At 74.0% G+C, this 19,135-nt stretch carries 14 protein-coding genes; 5 read left to right on the plus strand and 9 right to left on the minus strand.

Features of this window, described 5'->3' with window-relative positions:
- Positions 1–28: 28 nt before the first annotated feature.
- Together ACH4PY_RS10060 and ACH4PY_RS10065 are read right to left on the minus strand one after the other, a co-directional pair.
- Positions 29–1,552 (minus strand): DUF4157 domain-containing protein, encoded by a 1,524-nt coding sequence (locus tag ACH4PY_RS10060; RefSeq protein ID WP_398178373.1) that lies wholly within the window; start codon positions 1,550–1,552, stop codon positions 29–31.
- A gap of 192 nt (positions 1,553–1,744) precedes the next feature.
- Entirely contained in the window at positions 1,745–3,808 is a 2,064-nt protein-coding gene (locus ACH4PY_RS10065; RefSeq protein ID WP_398178376.1) for a glycosyl hydrolase family 8, read from the minus strand.
- 412 nt (positions 3,809–4,220) lie between these two features.
- Here ACH4PY_RS10065 and rsgA point away from each other — a divergent pair, with 412 nt between their 5' ends.
- Positions 4,221–5,330: a ribosome small subunit-dependent GTPase A gene (rsgA, locus tag ACH4PY_RS10070; RefSeq protein ID WP_398178380.1), complete on the plus strand. Its 1,110-nt coding sequence runs from the start codon at positions 4,221–4,223 to the stop codon at positions 5,328–5,330.
- Positions 5,331–5,412: 82 nt separating this feature from the next.
- Here rsgA and ACH4PY_RS10075 read toward each other — a convergent pair whose 3' ends face one another.
- The 4 genes from ACH4PY_RS10075 to ACH4PY_RS10090 form a co-directional block, all read right to left on the minus strand.
- A complete protein-coding gene (locus tag ACH4PY_RS10075) occupies positions 5,413–5,544 on the minus strand; it encodes a hypothetical protein (protein ID WP_398178383.1) in 132 nt (43 codons plus the stop codon).
- 232 nt (positions 5,545–5,776) lie between these two features.
- Positions 5,777–6,826 (minus strand): LacI family DNA-binding transcriptional regulator, encoded by a 1,050-nt coding sequence (locus ACH4PY_RS10080; RefSeq protein ID WP_398178386.1) that lies wholly within the window; start codon positions 6,824–6,826, stop codon positions 5,777–5,779.
- 185 nt (positions 6,827–7,011) lie between these two features.
- Positions 7,012–7,398 (minus strand): PPOX class F420-dependent oxidoreductase, encoded by a 387-nt coding sequence (locus tag ACH4PY_RS10085; protein WP_398178389.1) that lies wholly within the window; start codon positions 7,396–7,398, stop codon positions 7,012–7,014.
- A 233-nt stretch (positions 7,399–7,631) separates the two neighbouring features.
- Positions 7,632–8,813, minus strand: coding sequence for a glutamate--cysteine ligase (locus tag ACH4PY_RS10090; RefSeq protein WP_398178392.1), 1,182 nt, complete (start codon positions 8,811–8,813; stop codon positions 7,632–7,634).
- 124 nt (positions 8,814–8,937) lie between these two features.
- On the opposite strand from ACH4PY_RS10090, the gene ACH4PY_RS10095 reads away from it, so the two are divergent.
- The gene (locus ACH4PY_RS10095) at positions 8,938–9,285 is read left to right on the plus strand and encodes a VOC family protein (protein ID WP_398178395.1); all 348 of its coding nucleotides are present in this window, start codon (positions 8,938–8,940) and stop codon (positions 9,283–9,285) included.
- Between the two features lie 18 nt (positions 9,286–9,303).
- On the opposite strand, the gene ACH4PY_RS10100 is transcribed toward ACH4PY_RS10095, so the two are convergent.
- Complete coding sequence (locus ACH4PY_RS10100) at positions 9,304–9,789, minus strand: DUF456 domain-containing protein (RefSeq protein WP_398178398.1); 486 nt, start codon at positions 9,787–9,789, stop codon at positions 9,304–9,306.
- A 1,901-nt stretch (positions 9,790–11,690) separates the two neighbouring features.
- Between ACH4PY_RS10100 and ACH4PY_RS10105 the strand changes: the two genes are divergently transcribed.
- Together ACH4PY_RS10105 and ACH4PY_RS10110 are read left to right on the plus strand one after the other, a co-directional pair.
- Positions 11,691–12,791: a protein phosphatase 2C domain-containing protein gene (locus tag ACH4PY_RS10105; protein WP_398178401.1), complete on the plus strand. Its 1,101-nt coding sequence runs from the start codon at positions 11,691–11,693 to the stop codon at positions 12,789–12,791.
- A gap of 86 nt (positions 12,792–12,877) precedes the next feature.
- Positions 12,878–14,620, plus strand: a complete 1,743-nt coding sequence (locus ACH4PY_RS10110; protein WP_398178404.1) for a pyruvate dehydrogenase — start codon at positions 12,878–12,880, stop codon at positions 14,618–14,620.
- A 43-nt stretch (positions 14,621–14,663) separates the two neighbouring features.
- Here ACH4PY_RS10110 and ACH4PY_RS10115 read toward each other — a convergent pair whose 3' ends face one another.
- Positions 14,664–17,495 (minus strand): fascin domain-containing protein, encoded by a 2,832-nt coding sequence (locus ACH4PY_RS10115; RefSeq protein WP_398178407.1) that lies wholly within the window; start codon positions 17,493–17,495, stop codon positions 14,664–14,666.
- 244 nt (positions 17,496–17,739) lie between these two features.
- Here ACH4PY_RS10115 and ACH4PY_RS10120 point away from each other — a divergent pair, with 244 nt between their 5' ends.
- Entirely contained in the window at positions 17,740–18,243 is a 504-nt protein-coding gene (locus tag ACH4PY_RS10120; protein ID WP_398178411.1) for an ATP-binding protein, read from the plus strand.
- 70 nt (positions 18,244–18,313) lie between these two features.
- Here ACH4PY_RS10120 and ACH4PY_RS10125 read toward each other — a convergent pair whose 3' ends face one another.
- Positions 18,314–19,060 carry an SDR family oxidoreductase gene (locus ACH4PY_RS10125; protein WP_398178414.1) on the minus strand — a complete coding sequence of 249 codons (747 nt, stop codon included), beginning with the start codon at positions 19,058–19,060 and terminating at the stop codon, positions 18,314–18,316.
- Positions 19,061–19,135 lie beyond the last annotated feature (75 nt).

A 19,135-nucleotide genomic window follows, 5' to 3' on the forward strand; every position in this document is an offset into this window, starting at 1 on the left:
GGAACCCGCCGGACGGCGGTCGGGCGGGTCAGAGGACGAGCAGGCCGGACGCGATGGTGTGGCACAACGTGTCCAGGGCGTCGAATCCGCCGTTCTTCTCCGTGATGCGGTCGGCGAACTTCGTGGCGTTGGTCGCGGCGGCCGCCGCCTGCCGGGCGTTCGCCCGGGGCGCGGAGAAGGGGATCGCCCAGAAGGCGGCATCGAGGGAGGCCGGGTCGGCGGGGTTGGCCACGTGGCCCAGGAACTCCGTGTTCCGGCTGCCGTTCGTCGCGATGCTGTGCAGGAAGCCGAGGTCGTTCTGGTCCCACATCCTGGAGCCCGAGGGGAGCCCGGTGTAGGCCTTCAGCTGGTCGAGGGTGACGTTCCTGAGCTGCACGGGCACCCGGGTGTCCGGCGGCTGCCCGTCCCTGAACGCGAAATTCTCCGCGTCGTGGCTGCCCGGCCCCCAGCCGACGGCCGGATCGAACAGCTTGTGGACGATGTCGATGTCGGTGACGAAGGTGTCGGCGGTGTTGAGCTGTGCGGGGCTCGCGGTGGTGGGGACGGCCGAGTTGTAGTGCACGGTGGCGGAGAAGTAGACGTACGCGCCGGGCGTGTTCTGCACCGCGGTGACGTCGTTCTTGAGGTCCTTCTCTATGGTGCGCTCGTACCTGCCGTTGTCGGAGCCCGAAGCGGGCACCAGGTTGCCCCGGAGGCCGACCCCGCCCGCCTTCTGGTTGACCAGGTGGAAGCGGATCCACTGGCTGGTCCTGTTCAGCGAGCGGATGTAGTCGTAGCCGGGCGGGTCCTGGGAGACCGGAGTGCCTCTCAGGCTCCCGTCGGTGAGGATCTCCGAGCGCACGGCCCGTCCGCGGGTGTCCACCGGGATGGCGAAGTCGGGAGTCGTCGGCGCCGTGGTGTGGTTCAGCACGCGTTGCACGAAGCCCTTGGCCGGTGCGGTCTGCACCGCCTCCGCGGCGCCCGCTGCCGTCTGCGCCTCTTCCTCCGCGGCGGCGACCGTGCGGACCGGTGCCCGCATCACGCGGGTGGCGTTGGCCTCGGCCTCGCGCTCGAAGCGGTCGGAGGGGTCGGAGACCTTGAGCCCGGAGCCGTCGTCCTTCCCGGCCACCGGCCCGGACCGCTGCTGGACGACGTGGGTGAGCTCGTGGGCGAGTGTGTGCGCGTCGGCCCCGCCCTCGCCGATGACGACATGGCTGCCGGACGTGTAGGCGCGGGCGCCGACTTCGGCCGCCGAGGCCTTCGCGGCGGCGTCGTCGTGGACGCGGACGTCGGAGAAGTCCGCGCCGAGCCGGGCCTCCATGTCGGTGCGGGTGGCGGTGTCGAGCGGCCGTCCGGCGCGGCGCAGGACGTCGTGCACGGCGGAGCGCTGCACCCCGCCGCCGGGCGGGGCGAGCCGCCCGGCGCCGCGCAGCATCCTGACGGCGGCGGCGTTCCCGGCCGAGCCCTGTACGGCGAGCAGCCCGCCGGCCGGAGCCCCGCCGCCCGCTGTGGCCCTGCGGGCCGGCCTGCGGCCCGCGGGCTCCTGCTCTCTGGTCTTGTCCTGCTCGCGCAAGGGGACCTCTTCCCACACGGATGCTCACTCAGCTGAAGCGGTCCTTCTTCCTTACGCCACGGGCGCCCGCGGAACCAGGCCCCCCGGGGCCGAACGGCCGTCCCGAAAGGGCACTTCGCGCGGACCCCCGGGGTCGTGCCCGTGCGGGGGACCGGCGGGCGCGGGTCCGGGGACGCGCCCGCCGGTGCCGGGTCAGCGGGTGGTGAGGGCGGTGTCGTCGAGGACGAAGGACGTCGTGCCGCCGTTGGCGTCGGTCTCGGTGCCGGTGAAGCGCAGGGTCACCGTGCGGCCGGCGTAGGCGGACACGTCGGCGGTGTGCTGGGTGTAGCCGTTCGCGTGGTCGAGGTTGGAGTAGGTGGCGAGGGTGGTCAGGACGGTGCCCGCCGGGTCGAGGAGCTGGACGGTGAAGGTGTCGGGGCGGGCCGTCGTGGTGTTCTCGGTCGTGTCGACGTGCAGCCAGTAGCTGAGGGTGGCGGCGCAGCCCGCCGGGATGGTCACCTGCTGGGCGACGGTGTCGGTGTCCGGTGACTCGTCGCCGTTGGTCCAGGCGTCCCAACTGCCGCTGTGCGCGGGCTCGTCGGCGGTGTCGTCGTTGACCGGCGCGAAGCCCAGGGTGGAGCTCTGCGTCCACGGGGCGGGAGCGGCGCCGTTCTCGAAGCCGGGGTTGCCGAGGAGCTGGGCGGCCGTGCAGCCGCCCCCGGCCGGGGTGACGGTCAGGGTGTAGACGGCGGTGCGGCTGCCGGAGGCGGCGGTGGCGTGGACGGTGACCGGGTACGTGCCCGCGGCCGCGCCGGAGCCGGCGGAGACGGTCATGGCCGCGGTGCCGCCCGCGGTGACGGTGGCCGGGCTGAAGGAGACGGTGACACCGGCGGGCGCGCCGGTGGCCGTGAGGGCGACGGACTGGGCGGCGCCGGAGGTGACCTGGGTGCCGACGGTGGAGCTCTGCGTACCGCCGGGGGCCGTGCTGCCGGAGGCGGGGGACAGGCTCACCGAGAAGTCGTCGGCGGGCGCGGAGGCCGCGGCGGGGCTCCAGTAGTCGCCGGCCATGACGAGGTAGACGAGGGTCTTGATCGTCTCGCCGAAGTACCCGTCCCCGAACGGGTTGCCGGCCAGCTGGTTCCAGATCGCGTCGGTCCACGCCTGGTCGCCGGCCGCCATGGCCGCCGGGCCGACCGAGTCACCTGCCTCCTCGGCCTGGTCGGAGGTCGACTGCACCGCGCAGTTGAGCTTCAGATGCGGGTAGACCTTCTGCGGGTTGCCGCCGGAGACGGACTTGGCGCACGCCGACCACTTCTTCGCGTCGGCGTAGGAGGTCGCGGCGGTGGTGGCGCCGTACAGCAGGGCGTCGGTGCCCATGTGCCAGGGCACGCGGATGGAGTTGTAGCCGACGATGTTGTCGGGCTGGTCCTCCTGGTAGTCGGCGGGGGCGGGCTTGGGGCTGGTGGTCTGGGCGTTGACCACGAAGTCCGACAGCAGACCGTCGGCCGCGGAGTACGCGCCGGTGAACTCGGTGACGATCGCCTCGGTGCGGGTGACGACCTTGTTCCAGTCGTGCGCGGTGTCGTACGCGGCGAACGCGCGCAGGTGGTCCAGCATCATGTCGGACGGCCGGGTGTCGGTGGACGGGCCGTCGTCCTCGCACTTCAGATGCCCGTCGGACGTCACGTCGTGGGCGTAGACGGCGGCCAGCCAGGCTTTGGCGTCGGCGGTGTAGCCGCCCCACTGCCGGTCGGCGAGGACGAGCCCGTAGCCGATGTCGAGGTCGCCGTCGGTGGCGGCGTCGGGGGTGCCGCTGTCGGCGTACTTGCAGGTGGAGCCGTCCAGTTGCCACTGCATCAGCCCGTACTGGTCCTTGTGGTCCTTGACGAGCTGCCACAGGCCGTCGAACTCGGCCTTGGCGTCGGGGTCGTACCCGGCCATCAGCGGCACGATGTTCATGCCGTAGCCCTGGCCCTCGGACACCGGCCCGTTGTGGGGCGCGTCGCCGTCGCCCTTCGTGGACACGTAGTACTCGTTCGACGCGCAGCCGTGCACCAGGTACGTGCTCTTCCACGCGTCGTACTGCTTCTCGACCGCGGCGTCGCGGGCCGACCGGCTCGCGGACGGGCTGACGCCGACCTTGTAGGTGACATGGGTGGGGAACGGGTTGGCCGGCGCGGTCGCGGCCCGTGCGTCGCTGCTGCCGGCGACCGCGAGGCCCAGGACCGTACAGGCGGTGGCGACCGCGGTGGCGAGGGTTCGTCTCAGGAAGTGCATCACAACTCCCGTGGGGTGGAGGAGAATGAGCGTTAGGAAACTTTCCTAACTAATCGAGTTCATGTCAATCCCCTCGGCGGGGCGTCCCCTCGTCCGGCACCTCCGGCGGCGTCGCGGGCCCGACCGGCGTCGCGGCGACGCCCGGGCCCGGGAGCGTGCCGGAATCAATTCTGTGGCGCGCGACCGCGGGGGGCGCTACCGTCACTGGTGTTCGTACGGGATCTGCCACGGGTTCCGTACCGGCCGTTCGAGCGAGCGAGGAGGTGTGGACCGATGGCTGTCGTTGCGCTGGGCGCTGCCCGAATTCAGCAGATCGTGCCATGCACTCCCGTGGTCTCCGGCTGACCTTCCTTCCTTCTTCCTGCGCGCTGGGCGCGCGGACGCCGGGGCCACCCTTGTGAAGGGTTTCCCGTTGACTTTCGCTTTTCGTGACGCCTCCTCGCACGCCCTCACGCCCTACGGCTGGGACGACGTGTGGGAGGCGGAGTTCGCCCCGTACGCCGCGCAGGGGCTGCTGCCCGGACGGGTGGTGCGGGTGGACCGGGACCAGTGCGACCTGGTCACCCCCGGCGGACAGGTGCGGGCGGACACCGCACTGGTGATGCCGCCCGACCCGATGAAGGTGGTGTGCACGGGGGACTGGGCCGCCGTCGACGCCGCGGGCGACCCGCTGTTCGTCCGGGCGCTGCTGCCGCGGCGTACCGCCTTCGTCCGCTCCACCTCCTCCAAGCGCTCCGAGGGGCAGGTGCTCGCGGCGAACACCGACTACGCGGTGGTGTGCGTCTCGCTCGCCGCCGATCTCGACCTCGGGCGGCTGGAGCGCTTCGTGTCGCTGGCCTGGGAGAGCGGTTCCCGGCCGGTCGTGGTGCTCACCAAGGCCGACACCGTCGCCGACACCTCCTTCCTGCGGGCCGACGCCGAGGCCGCCGCGCCCGGCGTCGACGTGCTGGTCGTCAGCTCCGCCACCGGCGAGGGGCTCGACGCGCTCACCGCGGTGATCGGCGACGGCACCTCCGTCCTGCTCGGGCAGTCCGGCGCGGGGAAGTCCACCCTGACCAACGCGCTGGTCGGCCACGACGTCCAGGAGGTGCAGGCCACCCGGGACGCCGACGGCAAGGGCCGGCACACCACGACCACCCGCGACCTGCGGGTGCTGCCCGGCGGCGGGGCCGTCGTCGACACTCCCGGACTGCGCGGTGTCGGACTGTGGGACGCGCAGGACGGCGTCGGCCAGGTCTTCGCCGAGATCGAGGAGATGGCCGCCGACTGCCGTTTCCAGGACTGCGCGCACGACACCGAGCCGGGCTGCGCCGTCCGGGCCGCCCTCGACGACGGCCGCCTCACCCACCGGCGCCTGGACAGCTACCGCAAACTGCTGCGCGAGAACGCCTGGATCGCCTCACGCACCGACCAGCGGCTGCGCGCCGAGATGCGCCGCGAGTGGAAGATGCGCTCGGCGGCCGGACGGGAGATGTACGAGCGCAAGCGCAGCGGAGGGGGTGGCCACCGCCGTACGGTCTGAGAGCCGGGACGCCAGACGTACCCCGGCTCCCACAACTCCCCTGCGGGCGCGGGCCCATGAGCCCCCGCCCGCAGGGCCCTTCTCACCCCGCGCCGCCGCCCCGTCCCTGGCGGCGGCGCGACCCGAGCGGGCTGCCCGCGCTCCAGAACGAGCCGATGACGACGGCCACCACGAGCGCGATTATCACGACTCCGAGAATCACGGAGTAGGCCATGGCAGTCCTCCTCGTCCTCTGGGGCGGCCTTCACCGCTCCCTCACGTTCGCTGCCTGACCGTGACCTTCCCGTTGCCCGTCGTTCCCAACCCACACCGCTCGCAACCGGTTTCACCCGCCGCCCACCCGAACGGGACGGCCCCGCGCAAACCGTGACGGCCCGCCGGTCCGGAGTCGTCGCGAGCCGTCAGAGCCGTCGGGGTCGTCGGGGTCGGTCGGAGGAGCCCGGCCGTCACGCCGAGGCGCGCACCACCAGTTGGGTGGGGGTGACGATCGGCGCGAGCGGGATCGGGGCGACGCCGTCGCCGGACGGCGACTCCAGGGCGCGCAGCAGCAGCCGCGCCATCATGCGGCCCATCTCCTCGATGTCCTGCCGGATGGTGGTGAGTGGCGGGTCGGTCCACTCCGCCACCGACACGATGTCGTCGAAGCCGATGACCGCGACGTCCTCCGGCACCCGCAGCCCGCGCCGCCGCAGCACCCGCAGCGCACCGGACGCCATGACGTCGGAGGCGGCGAACACCGCGTCCAGGTCGGGAGCGCGCTCCAGCAACTGCTCCATCGCGCGGGCGCCGCCCTCGGGGGTGAAGTCGCCCTCGGCGATCAGCGCCGGGTCGGTGTTCGGCAGCACGTCGCGGAAACCGTCGAGGCGGTCGATGGACGCGGTCTGGTCCAGCGGGCCCGCGATGTGCGCGACACGGCGGCGGCCCAGACCCAGCAGATGGCGTACGGCGTCGCGCGCGCCGCCGCGGTTGTCGCAGTCGACGTACAGCGTCGTCGGCCCGGCCACCGCGTCCGACCAGCCCGGCCGTCCGCCTATCACGGTGGCCACGCCCGCCCGGCGGGCCATCTCCGGCAGCGAGTTGTCGTCGTGCAGCGAGAAGATGAGCGCCCCGTCCACATGGCCGCCGGCCAGATAGCGGCCCACCCGCTGGTAGTCGGCGGCGCCCTCGGTGAGCAGCAGCACCAACTGGTTGTCGTGGACGGTCAGTTCCTTGCTGATGCCGCGCACCTGCTGGGCGAAGAAGGGGTCGGCGAAGAAGCGCGTCTCCGGCTCGGCGACGACGACGGCGACCGCGCCGTTGCGCCGGGTCACCAGCGTGCGGGCGGCCTGGTTGGGCACGTAGCCCAGCTCGTCGACAGCCGCGCGCACCCGCTCGGCCAGCGGCGCCCGTACGCCCTCGCTGCCGTTGACCACCCGCGAGACCGTCGCCCGCGAGACCCCGGCGCGGGCGGCCACTTCCTCAAGCGTCGGGCGGGCCGCGAACGTCGGGTCGGACACGAGGAGGGCTCCTTCGCACGCGGATAACAGAAAATCCCGGGATCGGTACGGACACCGACAGCGTAACGGGTCACCGGGCGTGCGTGAGAGCGCTCTCTTATTTCACAGCGTGAGCTTTGTCCTGGCCGGAGCCGGGGGGAGGGACCCCGGGCGGACTCCCCCGGGGGGGCCGGGGGACCGCGGGTTCAGTTCTCCACGCCCCAGCTGATGATCGCGTACGGGGTGATCCGGATCAGCTCGGGGCTCATGTGCGCCCCGAGGTCGTGCGGGCCGACGACCTGCTCGGCGGTGCCGCGGACCTCCACGCCGCGCACCCGCCACGGCGTCACGCTCGCGATGTCGTCGACGACGAGCGAGACATGCGCGTTCGCGGCGACGTTCCGCCACTTCTTCGTGGTGCCCATCGAATAGCCGCCGATGTCGATCGTGCCGTCCGGGCGGAGGAAGTAGCCCACCGGGTTGTTCTGCGGGCGGCCCTTCGCGTCCACCGTCGCGAGCCGCCCGAGGCGCTGCCCCCGGAGATAGGCCAGCTCGGCGTCGTCCAGTTCGGTGCGCGTGCTCGGTTTCGTCATGCGGCCCACCCTGCCACCGCCCCACCGGGCCCGCATCGGGCGCACGGCGTAGGGCGTGTCGGGCGCCCCGCCCAGGTCGCAGGGCGGAGGCCGCCGGTCGCCCGGCCTCGGGCGGGGGTGGTAGGGCGGGGCGTTCGGTCGGGTGGGCGGGCCTCGCAACGGGGGCGTGCCGTCGGTGACGGGGTGGTGCGGCGGCCGGAGGCCATCCCGTGCCGGCGGCCGTCTTCCCGCCGTCATCCCGTGCCGGCGGCCGAGGTCGTGCGCAGGAGACCGTCGAGGCCCGACGCGGCCGCGGCGGCACGCTGGCGGGTGGCGCCGCCGCCCTGTGCGCGGAGCCGGTCCACGCCCGCGGTGACCCGTGCGAGGTCGCCCGTGCTCCGCAGCGCCGGGGCCAGCCGGGCGGTGAACGCGTCCACGACCTCGTCCGCGCGGGCGAGCGTCCCGCGCACCGGGTGGACCAGCGTCCCCGTCACGCCGTGCCGGGCGGCGTGCCACGCGGCGGCGCGCAGGACGGCGTCGCCGGAGGCGATCGGCTCGGTGCCCTCCGCCGCCTCCCGCAGCGCGGTCGCGACCAGGGCGCGGGCCAGGCCCGCCAGGGTGACGGCGGCGTCCGCGTCCAGCTGTACGTCGCACACCCGCACCTCCAGCGTGGGGTAGCTCTCCGACAGCCGGGCATGCCAGTAGACCTGCCCCAGGTCGGCGATCACCCCGGAGGCGAGAAGCGCGGACGTCTCCCGCGCGTAGTCCGCGCCGTCCGCGGTGTACGGCGGCGGCCCGGTGACCGGCCAGCGGTCGCTGACGATCGTGCGCCAGCCCGCGAAGCCGGTGTCGCGGCCGTCCCAGAACGGCGAGTTCGCCCCCAGCGCCAGCAGCACCGGCAGCCACGGCCGGATCCGGCCCAGCGCGGCGGCCCCGCGCTCCCGGTCCGGGACGGCGACGTGCACATGCATGCCGCAGATCAGCTGCTCGTCCACCAGCCGCCCCGCCTGGGCGCGCATGTCGCGGTACCGCTGCTCCGGGCTCACCGGCACGGCGCCCTCGGGGGCGAAGGGGGCCGCGCCCGTCGCGGCGAGCCGGCAGCCCGCGCGGTCCGCCGCGCTCACCACCGTCTCGCGCAGCCGGGTCAGCCGGCCCGCCACCTCCGCGAGATCGCCGCACACCGGTGTGGCGATCTCGATCTGCGCCTGGAGCAGTTCGTTGCCTACCTCGGAGCGGTGCAGGAAGGGGATGTCCCGGGCTGCGGACCGCACCTCGTCCACCCGGGGGCAGGGCCGCCCCGACTCCCGGTTCAGGAGCAGGTACTCCTCCTCCACGCCGAGGGTCGGGCCCGCGCCGCCCGCCGGGTGCGCCGGGTCCACCGGGTGCGCCAGGCCCGCCGCGCCGTCCGCGCCGTCCGCGTCGTCCACGCCGCTCATGCACCGCGCCTACCCGCGCAGCGCCGGGTCAACGGTCGATCTGCGGGGAGCGGCGGCGGGCGTGGTGGAATGGACGGGGGTCCGCTTGTCCACGGGCCCGGCCGTCAGCGGAGGGAAGCAGACCGTGTCCGTACGCCGTGTGGTGCCTGTCGTCCACTCCCCGGCCGCCGAGCAGAGCCGGGAGTTCTACGGGCTCATCGGCCTGGAGCCGGTCATGGACCACGGCTGGATCATGACGTTCGCCTCGCCCGTCGAACCGTCCGCGCAGCTCAGCGTGATGTCCGCCGACGCGACCGCGCCCGTCAGCCCGGACATCAGCATCGAGGTGGACGACGTGGACGCCGTCTATGCCCGCGTACTGCGCAGCGGGGCGGAGATCGTCCACCCGTTGCAGGACGAGGAGTGGGGCGTGCGGCGCTTCTTCGCCCGGGACCCGAGTGGGCAGGTGGTCAACGTCCTCGGCCACCGCTGAGACCTCCCCGGCGGGGGCTCAGGACGCGATCACCGCGCCCAGCCAGGTGCCCGCGACCAGCAGGCACGCCAGCAGTTCCACCAGCACGGACGTGCCCACCGCGCGCATCGCCGTACGGGTCGCACCCCACGCCGCACGGTGGCCGCCGCCCAGCCGGACGCGCTGGGACACGTAGAGACAGCCCACGAAGCCCAGGACGGCGCCGAGCACCGGCACGAGGAAGAAGCCCGCGATGGCGACCGCCCCCGCGTCGATCACCGTGCGCCAGGTGAGACCGGACGCGCGGATACGGCGGTTCGGCAGCAGCCACAGCGCCACCTGGGCGACCGCCAGCACCCCCGTGGCCCCGGCGAGCACGCCCCACGTCAGGCTCGTGTGCTCGGACGTCGCCCACCACAGCACCGCCGCCCAGCACAGCAGGGTGCCCGGGACACCGGGCACCGGTACGCACACCAGGCCGAGCAGCATCACGACGCCGATCAGCCCCGTCTGTGCGGTCCCCATGGCCCCACCCTGCCGGATCCGCGCGTTTCCCGCCGCCGCGGGTGGAGGTTGGCACCTCCGTACGGGTACGGGCCGCCGTGTCCGCGGGAAGCCGGGCGATGGTGCTGGTGGGGCGGGTGCGGTGGGGGAGTGGACGGCGCGGGGTGGCGCGCGGTGCGGCGATTCCACGTTTCCCGGCGGGCCCGGCGGTGGACAATAAGGGCATGAGGCAGCAGGGGGACTCACCGAAGCGTCAAGAGGACGACTGGTGGCGGCAGTTGTACGACGAGGAGGCCGGCGGCGCGGCCGGTGCGGGGGGCGCGGGAGGTCCCGCGCCGGACTCGGTCGACGAGCACTTCGACACCGCGCTGACGGCGATGTCCCCGCCGCCCCCGGCGTCACCCCCTGCTGAAACGCTCCGGCTGCGCCGCCCGGTGCCGCCGCCCCCGCCCCCGTCCTGGCCCCGCCCGACCCGCACGCCCGCGCAGGTTCCGCCGGAGGCGGTGGATGAGCCGGTGCCGCCGGAGGAGGGCGCGCCTGCCGGGCCCGGGGCGGAGGGAGGTGGCGCGGGGGACGCGCCGTTCCCGCCGGAGGCGGGGGGTGGAGCTGCGGGGGCCGCACCGAGCGCGTCCGCGGGGCCGGGGGCGGCGGGGGATGCGCCGCGGGTGCCGGTGGTGCGGTTGCCGGGGCGGGCCGTTGCGGTGACTCCACCGCAGGGCGCGGTGGCGGGCGAGCGAGGACCGGTGCCGCCGGGGGCGCCCGCGGGTGAAGAGCGCGTGCCGATGGTCCCGGGGGTGCCTTCGCCCGAGTCCGCCGGGCGCGGGGCCGTTCCGCCGGAAGGCCGGGGAGACGTCGCGCCGTCGTCGGCCGGGTCCGCGAGTGCGGACGAGGGCGGCCGGGCGCCGGACGAGGTCGCGCAGGAACGGGGCGCCGAGGCGCCGCCGTGGGACGCGTGGGCGGCCCGCCCGATGTTCCCCTCGCCGGGCGAGGACCACGTGGGCGGGACCGACGCCCAGGCTTCCGGGCCCCCGGCAGAAGCAGAGGCGGAGGCAGGGGCCGAGGAGCCGCGCCGCTGGCCCGTGTGGTCGCCGCGGCCCGGAACGGCGGAGGGCCGCCCCGTGCAGCCCCGACCCGAGCCGGAGCCGCGGGCCGGGCAGCCGGAGGAGGCCCCCGCGGCCCCGGAGTGGGGCGCCGCGCCGCCCGCCCCGGCGGAACCCTGGGCGTCGGCCCCGCCCGCGGGGTGGCCGGTGCCGCGCTTCCCCGAGCAGCAGGAGCGCCCGCCCGCGCCGGGCCCTGACGCCACGTTCAGCCCGGCGGAGCCCTGGTCGACCCCCGCCCCCGCCGAACGCGGCCCGTACGCCCCGCCCCGCCCACCCCGTGTCGCCCCCGAGGAGAACCCTTACCGCACCCCACCCGCGAGCGAGCCCCCGCCCGCGAGCGAGCCCGAGACGGCGCCTCCCACTGCCGGGCCGGAGCCGAGCCCGCCGCCTGCCGGGTCTGCGGTGCCGCCGGTCGCGCCTGCTGCTGGGTCCGGGCCGGTCGTGTCGTCCGCTGGGGCGGCTGTCCCTGAGGCGCCTGCCGTGCCGCGTGGTTCCGGGCCGTACTCGCCGTCGATGGAGCCTTCCGCTACCGGGCGCGAGCCGTTCGCACCGCCTGCCGCTGCCGCTGCCGGGGCCGAACCGGTCGTGTCCGACGGGGCGGCTGCGGGGCCTGACGGGGGCACCGGCGGGCCGGGTGCTGCGGCTTCCCGGGAGGAGGAGAACCCTTACCGTGCGCCGGGCGGGGCGTACTCACCCCAGGGTGGAGCCGAGGTGCCGACCGGGCGGGTGCGGGTCGGGGTGCCGCGGCCGGGGGTGGGGCGCGGGGGTGAGTCCGATGCGTACCGCTCGCTCGCTGACGCGTTCGCGTCGCCGGGACGTGCCGTGCCGGAGACGGAGGCGGAGCCCGCGCCCGTGGCCCCGGCGGAGGGGGCCGATCCCGCGGGGGCGCCCGCGCTGCGGCCGGCCGCGGCCGGTGGGGTCGCCCCCGGCGCGGGTCCCGCCGCGATCGAGCCGCCCGCCGTGCGGGCCGAGTTGCCGCCCGCCGGGGACGGGGCGTGGGGGGACACGGCGTTCACGGAGGGCACCGTGCGCTGGGCTCCCGAGCTGCCGCCCGGGTGGGTGGCGGCGGGGGAGGAGGAGCCGGCCGCGACCGTGGTGGGCGGCGGGCCGCCGACGTACGCGGCCGAGCCGACCGCGTGGCCCGAGGCCGATCCCGACGGGCTGGACGGCCTGGTGCCGGACACCGTGCTGGACGGCGCGCAGTACGCGGGCATGACGCTGCGTACGGTCAGCCTGCGCGGGGATTCCGCGCGCTACCGCGGCCAGCCGCGTCGCGACGCGCTGCTCACCGCCCGTTTCGGCTCGGGCGAGGACGCCCTGCTGCTGGTCGCGATGGCCAGCGGCGCGCGGGCCGCGGACGACGCGCACCGTGCCGCGCAGGACGCCGTGCGGTGGATCGCCGCGGCGGTCGGCCGCAGCCGGGAGCGGCTGGCGGGAGACCTGCGGGCGGCCCGGCGCGGCGCGCTGAAGTCGGGTCTGCACCGGCTCACCGACCGCTGCTACGGACGGCTGCGGGCGCGTGGCGAGGATCTCGGCCTGGAGGAGGGCGCGTACACCGCGGCGCTGCGCTGCCTGCTGCTGCCGGTGGATCCGCGCTGCCCGATCCGGCTCTTCTTCGGGGTCGGCGACGGCGGGCTCTTCCGGGTGCGGGACGGCGCCTGGCAGGACCTGGACATCGCCCCGGAGGACGACGGCTCGCCCTTCCGCTTCCGGGCGACGTCCGCCCAGCCGGGTGACGCCCTGGTGATGTGCAGTGCCGGGCTGGCCGAGCCGCTGCGGGGCGAGCCGGAGCTGGCGGCGCTGCTCGCCGAGCGCTGGGGCGGCGGACGCGCCCCGGGCCTCGCGGGCTACCTCGCCGACGTCCAGACCCGCGTCAAGGGCTACGCCGACGACCGCACGGCGGTGACCGTCTGGGACGCCTGACCCGCACGGCCCCGTGACGCCCACCTCGCCCCCCGGGGAGCCGCACCGCGGATGCGGCGCCGCCGGACTCGTGCGGAGATGGGTACATGGCGAAGCAGACCGTGGCCGAGCAGTTCGTCGACATCCTCGTGCGCGCGGGTGTGCAGCGGCTGTACGGGGTCGTGGGCGACAGCCTCAACCCCGTCGTGGACGCCGTGCGGCGCACCCGGTCGCTCGAATGGGTGCATGTGCGGCACGAGGAGACCGCCGCGTTCGCCGCGGGCGCGGAGGCGCAGCTGACCGGGCGGCTCGCGGCGTGCGCCGGGTCGTGCGGGCCGGGCAACCTGCACCTCATCAACGGGCTCTTCGACGCGCACCGCTCGATGGCCCCGGTGCTCGCGCTCGCCTCGCACATCCCCAGCAGCGAGATCGGCACGAGCTACTTCCAGGAGACGCACCCGGACCGGCTGTTCGCGGAGTGCAGCCACTACAGCGAGCTGATCTCCAGCGCGTCCCAGATGCCGCGGGTGCTGCAGACGGCGATCCAGCACGCGGTGGGCCGTGGCGGCGTGGCGGTCATCAGCCTGCCCGGCGACATCGCGGCGCACCCCGCGCCGCAGCGCAGCATCGAGCACGCGCTCGTCACCCGCCGCCCCACGGTGCGCCCGGGGGACGCCGAACTCGACGCGCTGGCCCGCATGGTGGACGGCGCCCGGCGGATCACCCTGTTCTGCGGCAGCGGCACCGCGGGCGCGCACGACGAGGTCATGGCCTTCGCCGAGCGGGTGAAGTCGCCGGTGGGGCACGCGCTTCGGGGCAAGGAATGGATCCAGTTCGACAATCCCTACGACGTCGGCATGAGCGGGCTGCTCGGCTACGGGGCCGCGTACGAGGCGATGCACGAGTGCGATCTGCTGATCCTGCTGGGTACGGACTTCCCCTACAACGCCTTCCTGCCCGACGACGTGGCGATCGTCCAGGTGGACATGCGGCCCGAACACCTGGGCCGCCGCTCGAAGCTGGATCTCGCGGTGTGGGGGGACGTCGGCGAGACGCTGCGCTGCCTCACCCCGAAGGTGCGGGAGAAGTCCGACCGGCGGTTCCTGGACCGGATGCTGAAGAAGCACAGCGACGCGCTGGAGGGCGTCGTCAAGGCCTACACCCGCAAGGTCGACAAGCACCGGCCGATCCACCCCGAGTACGTGGCCTCGGTGCTGGACGAGGAGGCCGACGACGACGCGGTCTTCACCGTCGACACCGGGATGTGCAACGTGTGGGCGGCCCGCTACCTCACGCCCAACGGCCGCCGCCGGGTGATCGGTTCGTTCACGCACGGCTCGATGGCCAACGCGCTGCCGCAGGCGATCGGCGCGCAGTTCCTGGACCGCGGGCGGCAGGTCGTGTCGATGTCCGGCGACGGCGGGTTCAGCATGCTGATGGGCGACTTCCTCACCCTGGTGCAGTACGACCTGCCGGTGAAGGTCGTGCTGTTCGACAACTCCTCGCTCGGCATGGTCGAGCTGGAGATGATGGTCGAGGGCCTGCCCGCGTACGGGACCACCAACCACAACCCGGACTTCGCGGCGGTGGCGCGCGCGGCGGGCGCGTACGGGGTGCGGGTGGAGAAGCCCAAGGAGCTGCGTGCGGCGCTGCGGGACGCCTTCCGGCACAAGGGCCCGGCACTGGTGGACGTGGTGACCGACCCGCATGCGCTGTCCATCCCGCCGAAGATCACCGGCGAGCAGATCGGCGGTTTCGCGCTGTCGGTCGGCAAGGTGGTGCTGGACGGCGGAGTCGGCAAGATGGTGCAGCTGGCCCGCTCGAACCTGCGCAACGTGCCGCGCCCGTAGAACCGCTGCGGGACGCGGCACGCTGCCTGCCGTGCGGGTGCGGTCAGCCGGTGATCAGGTCGAACTCCTCCCAGGGGCCGATCGCGGTGCGGTTGGCGATGAGCGCCGCGGCGCCCCCGTTCTCCGCGGTCACGTAGTCGCCGTTGACGCGCGCCTTGAGGCTGACGCTGCCGTCACCGTTGTGGATCAGCTGGAACTGCTCCCAGGTGCCGACCGCGTCGACCTTCGCCAGCAGCGGCGCGGCTCCGGCGTTGTCGGCGGTGACGTACTTGTTGTTGGCGTGCGCGCGCAGCGCGATGTAGCCGCCGCCCGCGTCGATCTCGTCGAACTGCTCCCACGGCCCGATCGCCGTGCGGTTGGCGATCAGCGGTGACGCCCCGGCGTCCTCGGCCGTGACGTAGTCGCCGTTGGCGTGCGCCCGCAGGCTGATGACGCTGCCGTTGCCGGGGTTGGTGCCGCCCCCGCCGTCCAGGCCGATCTGGACGTTGCCCAGGTGCTTGGCGGCGGTCGCGGGCGAACCGCCGACCTGCGCGTACGGCAGCGAACTCGTGGGCGTGCCGGTGCGCTCGACCAGGTAGGACTGGCCGGAGGAGACGGGCACGCTGATGGTGCCCGCGGTGGTGGAGGAGACCACGACCGCGCCCGACGACCCGTTGACGACCCGGATCGCCTGGCCCGGCCAGGGGTTGCGCACACGCATGGTCTGCGACGACCCGGCCTGGATGGCGACCGTGACCGGGGTGCCGCCCTGCACCTGCACATCGACCTTGGTGTTGCCCTGCACCGCGACCGTGCCGCTGACGTCCCAGCCGGACGGCCACGCGGGCGCGATTCGCAGCAGCCCGTCGTAGTCCTGCACCAGCGCCTCGTTCAGCGCGGTGGCGACCCCCGAGATCTGCTCGATGTAGCCTTCCGTGCCCACGCTGTTGCCGAGGTCGGCCAGGCCGTTGATGTAGACCTGGTGGCCCTGCGTGATGGACACCAGCTTGGCCGCGACCTCGCTCGCCAGCCCCAGCCGGGCGGCGTCGATGGCGTCCATGCTCCAGTCGTTGCCGCCGGTCACCGGCCGGTGGTTGTAGGTGCGCACGCCCAGGTCGTGCAGCGCGCCCGGCTCGTCGGTGATGAGGTTGTACGGCCACACCGGCTCCAGGCCGATGTTCTCGCTGTTCCTGATCTGCGCGGTCGGCTGGTAGGAGTCCGCGATCATGTCGTTGCCCTGCGCGTCGGCGGACGGCGGCAGCACCTGCGTGCGGCCGTAGTCCGTACGCGCCCAGTCCGGTATCTGGCCCTGCGCGGTGGTGAGCTGGTTGATCAGGGTGGTGTCACCGGTGTTCAGCAGTTGCGCCGCCTTGATCACCGCCGGGAAGAGGGCGGCGTCCGCCGCGAGGTCGGTGGTCGGGTCCTGCACCGCCCACTGGGTCTCGTGCGCGTTGGCGACCGCGTGCAGCTTCCCGTCGGAGCCGACCTTCTGGTAGGCGAGCAGGAAGACCGCGGAGTCCTTCATCAGCGGGTAGTAGGTCCGCAGGAAGTTCAGGTCGCCGGTGTCCTGGTACTGCTGCCACACGTAGAGGCTGATCTCCGCGCCCGAAGTGACGTTCAGCGCGTTCCAGTTGGGGCTGCCGGGCTGGCTGCACGCCGCGTTGGCCCCGGCGCCCGGGTCGCCGCCGTTGCCGTTGAAGCGCATGACCTCGGGCACGCAGGCGCCGGGGAGGCCGCCCATCTGCTGCTTGGTCCATGCCTCGATACCGGCGAGGCTGTTCTGGTAGAGGTTGAAGATCGGGATGTTGAGGGCGAAGTTGCCCGAGGACATGTTCGCGGAGATCTGGGTGCGCAGATTCCACAGCCAGGTCGCCGAGGGCGTCCAGTTCTGGTGGTCCTGGCCGAAGTTGAACATGTCGGCCACGCCCGCCTGGCTGCCCGGGATGGTCCCGCGCATCGAGGCGGCCTCCATGAAGAGGTAGATCGTGCGCAGCGACTCCATGTACTGGGCCTGGCCGTCCGAGGAGTTGGCCTCCAGGATGCCGGTGTTCGCCCAGTAGTTGGCCCACCACGACTGCTGCGAGCCGAGCAGCGACGACTCGGCGGCGGTCGCGTCCGAGCCCAGCAGGCCCGACGCGGTGCTGCCGGCGTTGCCGCCCGTCCAGGTGGGGGAGCCGACGATCACGCGGTACGAACCGTCGGTGTTCGGCGTGAAGTCGACCTTCACCTGGGTGCTGTTGACGACCTGGGCCGACACGTTGCGGCCGCCCGCCGACAGCGCGGCGAGCGAGCCGAACGTCTTCCCGGAGTAACCGGCCTCCTGGTTGTCCACCCACGTCTCGGCGAGGGTGCCGATCGCACCGGACGCGGCGGCCTGCGGGCTGCGGCCCGACCACAGGCTGACGGTCGCGGACTGCGCGGTGTTCGGGTCGGCGCCGGTCACGTCGACGATCAGTTCGTCCTTGGTGGCCGACACCCATGCCTTGAGCGTCATGCCGCCGCCGGTCTCGGTGAGCACCCCGGTGTAGAGGTCGAGGGTGCCCTTGAAGTCCAGGGCGCCGGTGAGCTTGGACAGGCCCGGGATCTGCACCTGGCCCGGCGACTTGCGGCCGGGCAGCGTGTCGGCCCGGTTGAGCTGTGCGGTGAAGCCGCCGGCCGCCCACGCGGCGACGCCGAGCGAGCCGTTGCCGAGCGGCAGCGACTGCGCGGCCTGGGAGTTGGGCGAGCCCAGCACGATGTCGGAGCGGCGCACCACGTTGGGTGTGTCCACGTGGTAGCTGCCGTTCTGCCACGCGGTGGTCGCCGTCGCCGCCGAAGCGGACGTGGGGGAGACGGCGGGGACCAGCACACCGGCCGCGAGCAGCGCCGCAACGGCCAGGGCTGGTGGTCGGATCATTCGGCGTCGGCCGAAAGTGTGGGGCTTTCGGTTCACGAGCGGTTCCTCCTGAGGCGAGAAGACCTGTGGTACAGGCGCATTCACCCATGGATGGCGAGGGGTGAATGGGCCACACAGTGGCGGGAGGGTGGGGTCGTGTCAAGACATCGGCACGTTATACATCCGACCTATCAAGGTCCCCTGGCGGAAAGCCCGTTGCTGCTCCGCCGCCCCGGCAGGCCCCGCCGTCCCGCGTCCGCCCCGCGTGCCGCGCCGTCGCGCGCGTCACAGGACTGGACGGGGTGCACGCGGGGCATGCCTCTGTCAGGGGAATCGGTCCGGACCAGAACGGGGGAGGCTCACGGACAGCACGGGGAATCGTCTACGGTACGCGGTCCGTCGCGCGGATCTGCGGGCCGTCGCGGAATCGCGCAGACGCCTGCGGGACCACCTGCGCCAGTGGGGTGTACCGGCACTCGCCGACACCGCCGAACTGCTCACCACCGAGATCGTCACCAACGCGCTCCAGCACACCGGCGGCGGCGCCGTGCTGACGGCCACACTCTCCGCGGGCCCCGCGCGCAAACTGCGGGTGGAGGTGCACGACTCGCTCGGCCGCCGCCCGCCCGGTGGCGGACGCCCCGCCGACGACGCGACATCCGGCCGCGGGCTGCTCCTCGTCGAGGCGCTCGCCGACACGTGGGGCGTCCAGGCGCGCGGAGCGGGCAAGGTCGTGTGGTTCGAGATCGACGCGGCCGCCGCCGCCTGAGGCGCGCCGGGTCAGGGCACCCCAGGTCGTGCGAGGCGCCCTCCGCCGGGCGGCGCCTAGCGGACGGACCCTAGGCCAGGCCGCCCGTCGCGCGCAGGTTCTGGCCGGTGATCCAGCGGCCGTCGGGGCCGGTGAGGAAGGCGACGACGGCGGCGATGTCGGACGGCAGCCCGAGCCGGCCGAGCGGGGTGATCCCGGCGACGGCTTCCAGCGCCTCCGCCGGGTTGACCGACCGCAGCAGGTCGGTGTCCGTGGCGCCGGGCGACACCGTGTTCGCAGTGATGCCACGCGGTCCCAGCTCCTGCGCGGCCACCGCCGTGAGCTGCTCGATCGCGCCCTTGCTCGCCGCGTACGCCCCGATGCCGCGCGCGGCCCGCGCGGTGTTGACCGACGAGACGGTGACGATCCGCCCGCCGTCGCGCATCCGGCGGGCCGCGTACCGTAGCGTCAGGAAGACCGCGCGGGTGTTCACCGCGAGCACCGCGTCGAAGAGGTCGGTGCCGGTCTCGGCGAGCGTCGTCGCCTTGTGCGAGAACGCCGCGTTGTTGACCAGGATGTCGAGGCCGCCGAGCTGCTCCTCGGCGGTGCGCATCAGCTCCTCCGGCCCGTCCGGGTCGGCCAGGTCGACGCGGACGGCGTGCGCCCGGCCGCCCGCCGCGCGGACCGCGGCCGTGACGTCGGCCGCCGCGCGCTCGTCGCTGCGGTAGCCGAAGACGACCTCGGCCCCGTCCGCGCACAGCCGTTCCACGACAGCCCGTCCGATCCCCCGCGAGCCGCCCGTGACGACCGCCGCCCTGCCCCGTACGCCCTCGTCCACTGCCGCCGCCTCCCGGTTGCCGAGTCAGGCGACCGACGCTAGCGGCAACCGGCGCTGGAGAGGCGGCAGTTCGCG

This window comes from Streptomyces sp. NPDC021224, assembly GCF_044332905.1.
GTDB lineage: Bacteria > Actinomycetota > Actinomycetes > Streptomycetales > Streptomycetaceae > Actinacidiphila.